Source organism: Aminobacter sp. MDW-2, from assembly GCF_014250155.1.
In the GTDB taxonomy this organism is placed as follows: Bacteria; Pseudomonadota; Alphaproteobacteria; order Rhizobiales; family Rhizobiaceae; genus Aminobacter; species Aminobacter ciceronei.
The window spans coordinates 2,861,588-2,875,367 of sequence record NZ_CP060197.1 but is presented as its reverse complement, the minus strand read 5'-3'; the positions used below and the strand labels follow the sequence as shown (position 1 = coordinate 2,875,367).

Annotated in this window: 11 protein-coding genes; 2 read left to right on the top strand and 9 right to left on the bottom strand. The window is 64.3% G+C overall.

Translation table 11 applies throughout. The annotated features are described in order from the left end of the window. Positions 1 to 2: 2 nt before the first annotated feature. Positions 3 to 947 (top strand): glycosyltransferase family 2 protein, encoded by a 945-nt coding sequence (locus H5P29_RS14115; RefSeq protein ID WP_154386360.1) that lies wholly within the window; start codon positions 3 to 5, stop codon positions 945 to 947. Then, positions 944 to 3,031 carry a polysaccharide deacetylase family protein gene (locus H5P29_RS14110; RefSeq protein WP_067960116.1) on the top strand — a complete coding sequence of 696 codons (2,088 nt, stop codon included), beginning with the start codon at positions 944 to 946 and terminating at the stop codon, positions 3,029 to 3,031. The genes H5P29_RS14115 and H5P29_RS14110 overlap by 4 nt, the downstream gene beginning before the upstream one ends. A 36-nt stretch (positions 3,032 to 3,067) precedes the next feature. On the opposite strand, the gene H5P29_RS14105 is transcribed toward H5P29_RS14110, so the two are convergent. The 9 genes from H5P29_RS14105 to H5P29_RS14065 all read right to left on the bottom strand — a co-directional run bounded on the left by H5P29_RS14105 (position 3,068) and on the right by H5P29_RS14065 (position 13,646). Then, the gene (locus H5P29_RS14105; protein ID WP_067960113.1) at positions 3,068 to 3,832 is read right to left on the bottom strand and encodes a GGDEF domain-containing protein; all 765 of its coding nucleotides are present in this window, start codon (positions 3,830 to 3,832) and stop codon (positions 3,068 to 3,070) included. A 123-nt stretch (positions 3,833 to 3,955) separates the two neighbouring features. Next, positions 3,956 to 5,215, bottom strand: coding sequence for an FAD-binding oxidoreductase (locus H5P29_RS14100; RefSeq protein WP_154386361.1), 1,260 nt, complete (start codon positions 5,213 to 5,215; stop codon positions 3,956 to 3,958). A 28-nt stretch (positions 5,216 to 5,243) separates the two neighbouring features. Then, entirely contained in the window at positions 5,244 to 6,734 is a 1,491-nt protein-coding gene (locus H5P29_RS14095; RefSeq protein ID WP_154386362.1) for a M81 family metallopeptidase, read from the bottom strand. Between the two features lie 161 nt (positions 6,735 to 6,895). Further along, complete coding sequence (locus H5P29_RS14090; RefSeq protein WP_154386363.1) at positions 6,896 to 8,251, bottom strand: serine hydrolase; 1,356 nt, start codon at positions 8,249 to 8,251, stop codon at positions 6,896 to 6,898. A gap of 70 nt (positions 8,252 to 8,321) precedes the next feature. Then, positions 8,322 to 9,311, bottom strand: coding sequence for an ABC transporter ATP-binding protein (locus tag H5P29_RS14085; protein ID WP_067960101.1), 990 nt, complete (start codon positions 9,309 to 9,311; stop codon positions 8,322 to 8,324). Next, positions 9,308 to 10,261: an ABC transporter ATP-binding protein gene (locus H5P29_RS14080; protein ID WP_154386364.1), complete on the bottom strand. Its 954-nt coding sequence runs from the start codon at positions 10,259 to 10,261 to the stop codon at positions 9,308 to 9,310. Before H5P29_RS14080 ends, H5P29_RS14085 begins: the two co-directional genes overlap by 4 nt. A 2-nt stretch (positions 10,262 to 10,263) precedes the next feature. Beyond that, complete coding sequence (locus tag H5P29_RS14075) at positions 10,264 to 11,115, bottom strand: ABC transporter permease (RefSeq protein ID WP_067960095.1); 852 nt, start codon at positions 11,113 to 11,115, stop codon at positions 10,264 to 10,266. After that, positions 11,112 to 12,038, bottom strand: coding sequence for an ABC transporter permease (locus tag H5P29_RS14070; RefSeq protein WP_154386365.1), 927 nt, complete (start codon positions 12,036 to 12,038; stop codon positions 11,112 to 11,114). The genes H5P29_RS14075 and H5P29_RS14070 overlap by 4 nt, the downstream gene beginning before the upstream one ends. Positions 12,039 to 12,056: 18 nt before the next feature. Continuing rightward, on the bottom strand, positions 12,057 to 13,646 hold the full coding sequence (locus tag H5P29_RS14065; RefSeq protein ID WP_154386366.1) for an ABC transporter substrate-binding protein: 1,590 nt from the start codon (positions 13,644 to 13,646) through the stop codon (positions 12,057 to 12,059). Between the last annotated feature and the right edge of the window lie 134 nt (positions 13,647 to 13,780).

The window sequence follows — 13,780 nt, the reverse complement described above, 5'->3', positions numbered from 1 at the left end:
TCATGACGGCGTCGGCGACTTCGGTATCAGTCATCATCTGCGCCTACGCCGACAACCGTCGCGAACAGCTTCATCGCGCCATCGCCTCCGTGCTCGCGCAACGCACCAAGGCGACCGAGATCATCGTGGTCATCGACCACAACATGCCGCTGTGGGCTTTTTTCTTCGCCACCTATCCGGCCATAACCGTCATCGTGAACGAAGGCGCGCGCGGCCTTTCGGGTGCCCGCAACACCGGCGTCAGGCGGGCGAGCAGCGAAATCCTGGCCTTCCTCGACGACGACGCGGTCGCCGCCCCCGATTGGCTGGAAAAGATGCTGCCGCATTATCGCAACCCCTCGGTCATCGGCCTTGGCGGCCAGGTGCTGCCGATGTGGCAGGTCGATCGTCCGCGCTGGTTCCCGGAAGAGTTCCAGTGGGTTGTCGGCTGCAGCTATCGCGGCCAGCCCGAAAAGGTCGAGCCGGTGCGCAATCCCATCGGCTGCAACATGTCGTTCCGCCGCAGCATCGTCGAGTTGACGGGGGGGTTCCGCGAAGGCATCGGCCGCACCGCGGCCGATGCTGCCGGCTGCGAGGAGACGGAGCTCTGCATCCGCGCGCTCCAGGCCATTCCCGGCTCGCTCATCCTCTACGATCCTGATGTGAGCGTGCACCATCAGGTCACCGCCGAGCGTGCCGCCTGGGGCTACTTCCGCAAGCGCTGCCTCGCCGAAGGTCGTTCCAAGACGCAGGTCGTCAACGCCGTGGGCGCGCTGGACGGATTGTCCAGCGAACAGCGCTATGTCATGCGCGTCCTGCCGGCAGGCGTTCTGCGTGGGCTTGGCGATGCGATGCTGAAGTTCGACATGTGGGGGCTTGCCCGCGCGGCCGGCATCTTCTTCGGCCTTGGCTACACGACGATGGGTTATGTCGGCGCCCGCTTGAGCCGCCCACGGAGGCAAGCATGAGCGTGCCCGAGTTTCACCCGATCAAGATCCTCGACGTCGACGTCTGCCGGCCGATGAACGATGTGCCGATGTTCGACGCGGCAACCGACCAGCGCTACGGCGGCGTCTTCTGTCTCATTCGCCGTCAAGGCCGTCCGGTGACGATCATGGAGTTCGATTTCGACGAGGACGTGCTGACGACGTTCGAGCTGCGCCGCCGCATCAGCGAGAACCAGGCGGTGCAGGACAGCACGTTCCAGCACGACGCGCCGCTGCCCAGGAAGGACGGGCCGTTCGCCAGCGTCGTCATCGCCACGCGCGATCGCGCCGAAAGCCTGGCGCGATGCCTCGATTCACTGCTGCTCCAGACCTATCAGCCCTTCGAGATCGTCGTCGTCGACAATGCGCCGTCCTCCTCGCAGACTGCTGATCTGATCGCCCGGCGTTACGGCGGTGCGCGCGCGGTGCGTTATGTCAGGGAAGACGTGCCGGGCCTTGGCCGCGCCCACAATGCCGGGCTTGCCAACCTGTCGTCCGAGCTGGCGCTGTTCACCGACGACGATGTCGTCGTCGACCCCAACTGGGTGGCGGCGATGGCCGCAAATTTCGACCGCGACGGCCGGGTCGGCTGCGTCACCGGCCTGATCCTGCCGGCAGAGCTCGACACACGCGCGCAATTCTGGACCGAGCGCCATGGCGGCTTCGGCAAGGGCTTTGCGCGTAAGGTCTTCGATCTCGCCGGCAACAGGCCGGCGGGGTCGCTTTTTCCCTTCACCGCCGGACAGTTCGGTTCGGGCGCCAACATGGCGTTCAGGACCGAGGCGCTGCGTCAGATTGGCGGCTTCGATTCAGCGCTGGGCGCCGGCACGCTGGCGCGCGGCGGCGACGATCTCGCCTCCTTCTACGCCGTGGTCCAGGCCGGCTTCCAGCTTGTTTACGACCCGCGTGCGCTGCTTTGGCACCATCATCGCCGCGGCGAGGACGGCATGCGCCGCCAGGCCTTCGGCTATGGAATGGGCCTCGGCGCCTATCTCACCAAGGTCGTCATCGACGAACCGGCGGCAGCCTTGCGGCTGGCGCGCGCCATGCCTGCCGGCATCGCCCACATGGCCGGCCCGACATCGCCCAAGAACCTGCGCCTGCCGGGCGATTATCCGAGCAATCTGGTCTGGCGCGAGAGGCTCGGCATCGCTGCTGGCGTGCCGGGCTATCTGCGCAGCCGCTATGCCGCAGCACGCAGCCCGTCATCCGGCATCGCTCCCTCGGCAAACGGGCACGAGGTCGCCTTCAAGGGAGGATCGACAGCTATGCGCCCATCCGTGCCTATCCTGGTTTATCACAGCATCGACACCAGCTGTGCTGCGCCCTACCGGCGCTGGATGATGCTGCCCGACGAGTTCGAGCGCCACATGCAGGTGCTGGCCGAAGGCGGCTTCCGCCCGGTGACGATCTCGGCGCTGGCGACGATCTTCAGGGAAAAGCGGCCTTTGCCGCCGCGCACCGTCTGCATCACCTTCGACGACGGGCTGCAGGATTTTCTCATCGGCGCCATGCCCATTCTGGAACGCCACGGTTTTGCCGCGACGCTCTATGTCGTCTCTGGCTTGGTCGGCAAGACCAGCCAGTGGCTTGCTTCATCTGGCGAAGGCGACCGGCCGATGCTCGGGTGGGGTGATCTGCGCGCGCTGGCCTGCGAAGGCATCGAAATCGGCGCCCATACAGTCAGCCATCCGCAGTTGGACATCCTGTCGGCCAGCGATGCCGCACGCGAGATACATGACAGCAAGCTCGCCCTCGAACACGGCCTGAAGCGGCCGGTGCACAGCTTCGCCTACCCGCATGGTTATTCGAGTCGCACCACGCGCGCGCTGGTGCGCGGCGCCGGCTTCACCTCGGCGTGCCGGGTCAGGCATGCGATGACGACGACGACGGAAGACCCGTACACCTTGTCGCGCATCGTCATGACCAGCGAGATCGGGCCAGCCGAATTGCGCCGTATGCTAACCCAGCCGGTGCTGCCGGTGGCGCCGCCGGCCGACCGGCTGGTGGCTTCTGGCTGGCGCATGGTTCGCCGCTTCCAGCATATGGCGCATGCCGGCAGCTAGGATCGAGTTGCAGAGCAATCGGAACGACAAGGCTGTTCAGGCGGCAGCCAGCTTGCCATCGGCTTTGACGATACGGTCGCGACCATTGGCTTTGGCGAGATAGAGGTTCCTGTCGGCGGCCAGGAGAAGCGCATCGAGGCTTTGGCCCCGCTGGTGTTTCGATACGCCGATGCTGACAGTGACCTCGCGGCCGCTCATGCCGACGATGGCTGATATCGCCTTGACCTTGCGCCGCAGGCGTTCGCACACCAGCGTTGCCGTGTCCTCGCCGGCACCCACCAGCAGTACGACGAATTCTTCACCGCCCAGCCGCCCGGCAATATCCCCAGCGCCAATGCTCGAAGCCAGCGCCGCGCCGATTTCCTGCAGCACGGCATCGCCCATGGCGTGACCCTCGCGGTCGTTGATCGCCTTGAAATGATCGGCATCGATAAAGAGCAGCATTCCGGCGCCCTTGCCATCTGCGTGGTCACTGACGATCTGCCTGGATTGAAGCAGGAAGGTTCGCCTGTTCAGCAGGCCGGTCAGGTCATCGAGGCGATTGGCCCGGTCGAGCTCGGCCGCAAGCTCGACCAGCCTGGCGCTGCGGCCCATGAAGAAATAGGACAACGGCCCCGCCACGGCGACAACGATCAGGCTAGTCAGCACGAGGTCGAGCAGCAGCCGGTCCGAGAAGAAGATCGAGTAGAAGATCAGCGTCAGAAGGTCGGCACCGAGCGTCGCGGTGGCCACGATCACGCAGGACTGCCCCAGCACCGACAGGCCGTTGAACCGTTCAGCGATGCGACTTGCCCCAACCATTCCCTGGCCGCCCTCCCTGTTGCGGCTTGGGATTAGCAGCAATTGGTAAAGACCAGCCTGACTGGCTTTGTTAATTGTTTGTTTCGCTGGGCCTTCGGGTAGGCGACACGGCAGAGATACGTGTCAGCCAAAGCGCTCCATTGCGTAAGGCGCAGGATCGGTGAATGCCTTTTCGCCCGTCATCATTTCGGCGAGCAGGCGTCCGGTGATCGGGCCGAGCGTCAGGCCGTGGTGGTTGTGGCCGAAGGCGAACCACAGCCCCTTGTGCCTGAAGCCCCGGCCGATCACCGGCCTCATGTCGGGCAAGCACGGGCGCGATCCCATCCAGGGTTTTGGCTCGATACGCTGCCTGAGCGGGAAGATCTGGCGCGCCAGAGGTTCTGTCCTGTCGAGTTGGACCGGGCTGGGCCTGCTGCCGCGCGAGGCGAATTCGACGCCGGTGGTCAGCCTGACGCCCTGGGCCATCGGCGCCAGCACGAATCCGCCATCGGCATCGACGACGGGATGATTGAGCAAGGCGTCGCCCTCGGCTTCGAAATGCACGTGGTAACCGCGCTTCATCACCAGCGGGACCTTGTAGCCAAGCGAACGCGAGATCTTGTCCGTCCAGGGCCCAAGTGCCACGACCGCTTCCGGCGCCTTGAGCCGAGCGCTGCCGGCAGCTATGCTCCACCCTGTTTCCTCCCGTTGCAGATGAAGCGCATCGCCGCGCAGGAACACCCCACCCCGTTCGACAAAATGACGGGCATAGGCCTTCACCAGTGCGCCCGGATCGGCAACGGTGGCCGGATCGAGCCAGTGCACGGCGCCAACCACGGCATTGGTGAGATGCGGTTCGCGCTGTTGCAGCGCCTTACGGTCGAGGACTTCGTAGTTCAGCCCGAATGGGTGAAGGGCGGTGGCGGCTCCCCGCGCCTGCACGAAGGTCTTTTCATTTCGATAGACCTCGAGCCAGCCGGCCCGGCGCAGTTGTGGCAATGCGCCGGCCTCCGACATCAGCGCCTCGTGCTCGCTCACCGAGCGCTCGATCAGCGGCTGCATGTCGGCTGCGGCGCGAGCCAACGGCTTGGGCGCCGACTCGCGCCAGAACTGCCACAGCCACGGTGCGATGCGCGGCATCTGCCGCCAGTCGAAACGCACCTCAGTCGACAGATTGAACGCATAGCGCATCAGCTTCGAAAGCTCGCGCGGCGCACCATAAGGCACGACGCTGGAGCGTTCGATCAGCCCGGCATTGCCGTAGCTCGTTTCCTCGCCGGCGTCGCGGCGGTCGACGAGGATGACGGAACGGCCGCGCCGCTGCAGCTGCAGTGCGACCGAAACGCCGATGATCCCGGCACCGAGCACGATGACGTCGGCCTGCTGGATATGTGACTGCGCCATCGGTTTCCTTGCTGTCATTGCCATACACTCAAAGGGTCATGTCGCGGTCGAGCGGGAAGATCGGTCGTGCGACATTGCGATAGGGCATCCTGGAATAGTCCATTGTGCAGAGTGCGCCGCTGTCGCAGACGATGACCTTGCCGGCGATAGGTTCGAAGGCAGCGCGGAAATGCTGCATCGACTTGAGCCCGACCACGCGATGCCGCGCCGGATCGATGCCGAAGGCCCGGAACTGCTGGAGGTCGCGCATCTGCGACGGCTCGGTAACGACCAGCACGGCGATGCCGTCGATCTGCACCACGGCCGTCGGGCCAAACGAGAACTCCAGCCCACCCAGCTGTTCTCCGTCGCCGATCAGCTTGCCGTCGCTGATGACGAGCAGCTTGCCGGTCACTTCGAGCGGATCGCCTCCGAAGCGCGGATCGGTCTTGCCGCCGAGCCTGAGCTTGACGGTGTCGCCGACCGTGGCGCGGTGCAGTTGGTTGGCCGTCTCCGGATCGACGATCGGGCCGAAGCACGCATCATCTACGCCGACATGGAGCAGCGCTCCAAGCAAAGCGGTGGCATCGCCATAGCCGCCGGCGCCGGGATTGTCGGCATAGTCGGCAATGATCAGCGGACGGTCGCCGCGATAGTCATGCGCGATCTCGGCAGCCTGCATCACCGTGTAGAAGGTGTTCAGCACATTGAAGCGGTTGTCCCAGATCTCGTCGGCGATGCCTTCGGCGAAGGTGCGGTGCCGCGCCGGGTCGCCGTCATAGGTGACAAGCACGGTCGGCCCAACCTCGGGAATGTCGGCGTTGGGAAATGCGCCATTGATGCTGACGGCCAGCGCACCAGGCGTCTCTTCATAGGCGCGGGCTCTGGCGATCCACTCGACCATCGGCCCGATATCTGTACGACCGGCATTGGCCTCCTCCAGCATTGGCCGGCGGACCAACAGCGTCTTCGGACGGATCTCGCCGGCCATCGTGCGCTGCAGCAGCTCGCCAGCGTGGTGAGCGATCGCCCGCATGTCGATGTGCGGATAGGTCTTGAACGAGATCAGTATGTCGGCGAGCTCGCACATTTTGGCCGTGACATTGGCATGCGGGTCGAGCGTGACAGCGATCGGCAGGTCCGGCCCGACGACGGCGCGCAGCCGCTCCAGCAGTTCACCTTCGCCATCAGGCGAGAAGTCGGTGACCATTGCTCCGTGCAGGCCAAGCAGGATGCCGTCGATCTTGCCCTTGTTGTCGGCAGCCGCCTTGACGATGGCGCCGCCGATCCGGTCGAAGGCATCGCGCGTCACCGGTCCTGCCGGTTCGGCCGCGGTGCTCAGAACATGCTCGACGGCCCAGCCATATTTGCGGCCGATATCGAGGAAGCCTGCAATCTCGGTGTTCGCGTCGCCCCTGGCACGAATGGCGTCGTCGCCGAACAACACGCCTTCGACGGTAAACGCGTCATAGCCGGTCTTGCGGACGCTGAACGTGTTGGTCTCATGGGCGAATTCTGCGGTCAGAACACGAAAGCTCATTATCGGTCTCCATCTGGTCGTTCAGGCATTTCGAATCGAACAGGCGCACTTGTCCGTTGCGTCCCTCGCCGAGGGATACGCAGCGCCTGATCAGGCTCAGCAGTTGGTTTGACGTGTCAGCAACGGTGGCCTCGCCGGCTGGGCCGCGGCCACCGTTGCGGCTACTCCATGTGGAAGCGCATTTCGCTCACCCGGTCCTCGCTGTCGCGGCTGATCGTCCAGTGCAGGTGATAGCCGCCCATCTCCAGCCGGTAGCGTCGGCCGCCGTCGCCTTCCTGATGGGTGAGCTCGAGCGGCACTCCAGCCACCGCAACGCCGCTTGCCGCGATCTGCTCGAACCAGCCGTTGCTCCACAGGCGCCAGGCCTCTTCGCCAAAGCTCTCGCGCGGCGCACGGCGCTCGACGATGGCCTGCAGCAGCTCGTGGTCGCGCCTGGTCAGAGCTTCGTTGCCGTCGGCGATCGGTTCGTAGGGTGCGAGCGCCGGATCGACGATGCCGGCGATCTTCTGGCCTATCCGGGCGACCTGGGCCTCGTCAGTGTTGCCGAGCACGCAGACCGACAGCTTGCGCGCCGGGAAGCGAGCGATCTCGGCGCGGAACCCGTCCCAGGTGCCGCCATGCCGGATCTTGCGATGACCGCGTATCGTGGAATTCTGCCAGCCCAGCGCATAATTGTTGAACGACGGCTGGCCGTTCTTCATCAGCACCGGCTCGGACACCAGTGCGATGCTTTCAGGGCTCAGCACCGTGGGATTGTCGAGCTCAAGCAGCCAATGGGCGATGTCGCGCGGCGAAAAATAGAGCCCGCCATCGCCGGTGCGCTGCAGTGTCGGCGCCGCCCAGTAGCGGTTTTCCAACTTGCCGTCGCGGATACAGTGGCCGGCGGCGCGGTTCGGCACGATGTCGAACCACGAGGCCTCGCGCGCCGTCGCCATGCCGATCGGCTCGAACAGCCGTTCGCGCAGGAGCTCGTAATAAGGCTTGTTCGAAACACGGGCGACAACCAGCCCGGCCAGGATGTAGCCGGTATTGCTGTACTGATAGCCCTCGCCCGGTCGGTACATGAACGGCGAACGTCGGGCGAGGTCGATCAGTTGCTCGTCGCTATGGTCCTGCCACAGGTTGAGCGGCACGGCGCCACCCTCCCCGCCTTCGCCCGCCGAGAAGGCGATGTCGAAATTGCCGAAGCCGGCCATCATCGACAGCAGGTTGCGGATGGTAATGCCGGACCAGCTTTCGGGCCCTTCCGGAATATAGCGGATCAACGGGTCGTCGAGCTTGATGTGGTCGTCCTGAAGCAAAAACATCACCGCCGCCGCGGTGAACATCTTGCCGGTCGAGCCGGAATGGAAAACGGTATCGGGCGTCACCGGCACCTGGTTCTCGACATTGGCAAGGCCATAACCTCCGAGATGCACGATCTCGCCATCATGGACGATGGCGACGCCGAGTCCGGGAACCTGGCTGTTGTCGATTTCCGACTGCAGGTAGCGGTCGAGTTCTCCGGTGTAGCTCATGCTGATTTCCTGGTCTTCAAAGTCATCTGCAAACGATGCGAAGCGCCTGAAGCGTCTCGGTGATTGGCGTTCATGCGACCGACCTCTCGTCGATAATCGCGTCGGGCGCGGCGGTGAGCGGATGGTGACAGGCGACCTGATGCGCACCGCCTTGTGACCAAAGCGTCGGCAGCTCGCGGCGGCAGAGATCGGTGACGCGCGGGCAACGGTTGGCGAAGGCGCAGCCGGTCGGCAGGTCGTAGCCGCTGGGGATCTCACCGGCGAGCCGCGTCACCGTACGGCGCCGCTTCGGATCGGGTTCGAAGGTGCTGTCGAGCAGCGCTCTTGTGTAGGGATGCTTGGGCGCCGCGGTGCTCGGCAGCACTTCGACGATGCGGCCGAGATACATGACCAGGATCTGGTCGCAGAAATAGCGCACCAGTCCGAGATCGTGGGAGATGAACAGATAGGTCAGCCCGAGATCCTGGCGCAGCCGCTCCAAGAGCGACACGATCTGCGCCTGCACCGAAACGTCAAGTGAAGCCGTCGGCTCGTCGAGCACCACCAGCGACGGGTTGAGCGCCAGGGCACGTGCGATGCCGATACGCTGCTTCTGGCCGCCCGACAACTGATGTGGATAGCTTGCCGCCAGCGCGCTGTTCAGACCGACCATGTCGAGCAGCGATGCGACGGTCTCATCGGCGGATCTTGGCATTGCGCCCTGGACGCGGAACGGTTCGAGCAGCGCGTCCCGGATCGAGTAGCGCGGATCGATCGCCGAATAGGGATCCTGGAACACCAGTTGCATGCGCTGGCGCAGGCGACGCATGTCTTGCCGCGACAGCGATGCCATGTCGACACCGTCGAACGTGACCTGCCCCTCGCTGGGCGTGATCAGGCGCAGCACCAGCCGCGCCAGCGTTGACTTGCCGCAGCCGGACTCGCCGACGACTCCGAGGATCTGACCTTTCTTCAACGCGAAAGAAACGTTGCTGACGGCATGGAACGTCTTGCGCTTGCGCAACAGCCCGCCATCACTGAAACGGCGGCTGAGCCCGTTGACGGTGAGAAGATCGCTCATGCTGCCTCCGCCACGTGGCAGGCCACGCCATTGCCGCTGACGCCTATGCGCAGCTCGGGGATCTCGATGCGGCAGCGGTCGGCGACACGGGCGCAGCGCGGATTGAACCTGCAGCCCGGCGGCTGTGCTGCGGCACTCGGGACCACGCCTGGGATGGCGCTCATCGTGCCGCGCGCCATATCGTGCCTGGGGATGCAGCGGATCAGCGCCTGTGTGTAGGGATGACGCGGTTGCGCGAAGAGTGCGTCGACCTCGGCCAGCTCGACCACGCGGCCGCAATACATCACGGCCACCCGGTCGCAGGCCTGGGCGACGACGCCCATGTCGTGGGTGATCAGGATCAGGCCGAGGCCGCGCTGCCGCACCAGGTCGACGAGGATCTGAACGATCTGCGCCTGCACCGTGACGTCGAGGGCGGTGGTCGGCTCGTCGGCGATCAGAAGCTCCGGGTCGCCGGCAAGCGCCATGGCAATGACGATACGCTGTTTCATGCCGCCGGAGAGCTGGTGCGGAAACAGGTCGTAGACCGAGGCGGGATCGGGAATGCGCAGGTCGGCCATCAATTTCAGGCTTTTTGCCCGCGCCGCACTCCGGCCAAGGCCGAGATGCAGGCGTGCGGCCTGATCGATCTGCGGCCCGATCCGCATCATCGAATCGAGCGAAGTCATCGGGTTCTGCGTAATCAGCGCGATGCGCCCGCCGCGCAGCCTCCGCATCTGCCGCTCCGGCAGCCCGACGAGATTGGTGCCGTCAAAGCGGATGGTGCCGGCAGCGACCTGGCCGCCGATGCGCGGCAACAATCCCATGATCGCGGTTGCCGTCAGCGACTTGCCCGAACCGGATTCACCGACGATGCCGAGGATTTCGCCACGGTCGACGCTGAGCGTGACTTGGTCGACCGGCGCGAAGGCACCAAAGCTGATGCGCAGCATTTCCAGATCCAGCAGCATCGTTACGCCTCCCTGAACTTGGCGCGGACATCGAGCGCAGCGATCACCGCGTCGCCGAACAGGTTGATGAAGACGACCGTCAGCGCCACGGCGAGACCGGGAAGCAGAATCACCCAGGGCGCAATGAACAGCTGGGCCGTGCCGGAACTCATCATTGCGCCCCAACTCGGTGTCGGCGGCTGGGCGCCCAGACCGAAGAAGCCGAGAGTTGCCTCGAGAATGATCGCATCGCCGGTTGCCAGCATCGCCGCCACCAGCACCGGCGCCAGCGCGTTGGGCAGGAGATGCGAGAACAGGACGTGGGCGTGGCCGGCGCCCAGACTGATTGTCGCCTCGACGTAGGTTTCGCTCTTCAGCGACATGATCTGGGTTCGCGTCAGTCGGGTGAACTGCGCGAGGTAGGCGATGGCGATGGCGATCACCACGCCTTCCAGCCCGGGCCCGATGATCGCCACCAGCATCAGCGCGATCAGGATTTCTGGGAACGACCATGTCAGGTCGATCACCGTCATGACGATGCGGTCGAAGGTGCCGCCGAAATAGCCGCAGGTGGCGCCGAGGACGAGGCCGAGCGCCACGGAGATGCCGATCGCTGTGATGCTGACCGAGAGCGAGGTGCGGGCCCCGGTGATCATCCGCGACAGCACATCGCGTCCGAACTCGTCGGTGCCGAACAGATGCGTCAGCGACGGCGCCTGGTTCATGATGCCCAGGTCCTGCTGGTCGTAGGGATATGGCGACAGCCACGGCGCAAACAGCGCGCCGATGACCAGAAGCAGCAGAAACGCTCCCGATATGCCGCCCTTGAAGGTCGAGACGGCCTTGAGCATTGCCAATGCACGATGTCTGATCATGCCCGTGCCTCGCGCTGGCGTGGATCCATCGCCGCCTGGACGATGTCGCCGATCAGGGCGCCGATGATGACGGCCATGGCCAGCATGAGAAGACAGCCCTGAACCAGCGGGTAGTCTCGCTGATTGAGCGCCCGGATCAGCAGCGAGCCGAGGCCGGGACGGGCGAAGACATATTCGATCGTCACGGCGCCTCCCAAAACCCAGCCGATGCGCAGGCTGAGGATGGTGACGACCGGAACCATGGCGTGGCGCAGCACATGCCGCAGTTGGATGATGAAGGGCGGCAGCCCCTTGGCGTGCAGCAGTGTCACGAAATCCTGCCTGGAGGTCTCGATCATGGCGATCCGCGTAACGCGGGCCACGAGTGCGATACCGCCGAGGCCGGCGGCGATGGTCGGCAGGATGAGCGAACTCCAGCCGCGCGCGCCCGACACCGGGACCCAGCCGAGCCAGACCGCGAAGACAAGGATCAGCAGCAGGCCGAGCCAGAAGCTTGGCACCGTCGAGCCGAGCAGAATAAAGCCGGTGATCGAGTCGTCGACGCGGGTGCCCTGATAGCTCGCCGCGATCACGCCGGCGGCGATGCCAGTCAGCGTCGAAAACAGCAGTGCTGCGATGCCCAGCTCGAGGCTGTAGGGCAGGTTCCGGGCGATCAGGGCGCTGACCGGGCGCCCCTGGATGATCGAGGTGCCCAGGTCGCCGGTCAGCAGCCGCCCCATCCAGGTGACATATTGCTCGACCAGGCTGCGGTCGAGACCGTACTTCGCCGCAATCTGCAGGCGCTGCTCCGGCGTCGAACCGGCGCGCATGAGATTGTCGATGGGGTCACCCGGCACCAGATGGATGATGAAGAACACCACCAGTGAGACGACAAAGAAGACAGGCAGCAGCAGGACGAGCCGCCTCAAGGTGAAGCCGATCATGACGTTCTGCCGACCCGCTCAGCCAATGACCTTGATGTCGACGGCCGTTGCCTGCACCAGCTGCGTGCCACGCAGCTTTGCCGGCACATCGAGCATGGTCTTGTTGAACGCGTAGTTCTGAACCGGCTCGTGGACAGGTACAAACAGGAAGTTGCCGATCAGGTTCTCCTGATACTTCCTGAAATTGGCCACCCGCTCGTCCTGCGTCTTCGACTGCTGCATGGCGACGTTGCGAAGCTCCTGCGATTTCTCGTCCTGCCACCCGGAGGAGTTCGGATAGGGAATGTTGGTGGTGCTGAAGAACCAATCGAGAATGTCGGCGTTGTTCCAGCCATACTGACGCACCGCGAGCTGATGCTGGCCCTTCTTGAGCTGGTCGACGACCGTCGTGCTGTCGAAGATGTCGATCTCGACAACCATGCCGATTGCCTTGAGCTGCGCCTGGACGATCTCGGCAGTACGTTTGATCGCCGTCTCCGACTGCGCCGTCAGCTTGATCTTCAGCGGCTTGCCGTCCTTGACCCGGATGCCGTCATCACCTCGCTGCCAGCCGGCCTTGTCCAGAAGTTCGTTGGCCTTGGCCAGGTCGTGGTGGATTTCCAGCTTGGGATCGATCTTCGATTCCACCAGCGTGCTGATGAGGAACTGATGCGCTTCGAGGCCTATGCCGTTGAAGACGCTCTTGAGGATCGCGCCCTGATCGACCGCCAATGCGGTTGCCTGGCGCACGGCGGCGTCGCCGAACGGCTCGGCTCGGGTGTTGAACGCGAGATACGTGATCCCGAAGCCAGGCAGGCTCCGGAAGTCCAACATCTCTTCTGCCTGAAGTTGCGGCAGGAACTGGTCCGGCACGCCGAGCAGCAAGCCGACGCCGCCTGTCTTCAGTTCGAGGAAGGCCGTCGAGGCGTCGGGAATTTCGCGCAGGGTCAGCCGCTTGACGTGCGGGGCTCCCTTGTTGTTCGAGAGGTCGCTGCCCCAGCTGTAGTCCTCGTTGGCGACCAGCACGGTTTCCTGTCCGACGGCAAAGCTCTCGAACATGAAGGGTCCGGTTCCGACGGCCTCGGTCACGCCAAAATTGTCGCCGGCCGCGTCGTAGGCCTTAGGAGACGGGATGCCCATGAAGGACGATGCCAGATTGTAGATCAGATTTGGCTCCGCCCGCTTCATGACGAAGCGAACAGTATAGTCGTCGACGACCTCGACACGGTCGACGGCGTCGACAAGGTACTCGTTCGGGCTGCCTTTGAACTTGGGGATCCACCACGCTATGGTCGCGGCATTGAACGGTTCACCATCATGAAAGCGAACGCCTTGCCGCAACTTGAAGGTCCAGTTCATACCGTCGGGACTGTTCTCCCAGGATTCGGCGAGGTGGGGATGATAGCTCTGGTCGACATCCTGCTCGATCAGCCGGTCGTAGATCAGGGTCGCGACGGTGCTGAGCAAGGTGGCGCGAATTGGATCGTGATGAGGGGCGCCGATTTCGGCACTGCCGAGAGCAAACACGGCCTCCGGTTCTGATGCTCGCGCCGAATATCCCCCAGCCAGGCCGAGGCCCGCGGCCAGCGTGACCACCGATACCGAAGCAAGAAACCCACGTCGATTCATGTTCAACCTCCCCTTGGAAAATCGGCAAAAGCCAGCCATGCCGCGGAAGCAGCATTTTCTCGACAACAGACAAGAATTCGCGATGTGGCATGGTCATATGACCTGAGCCAGATGCGCGTCGTTTCCTCCCGGTT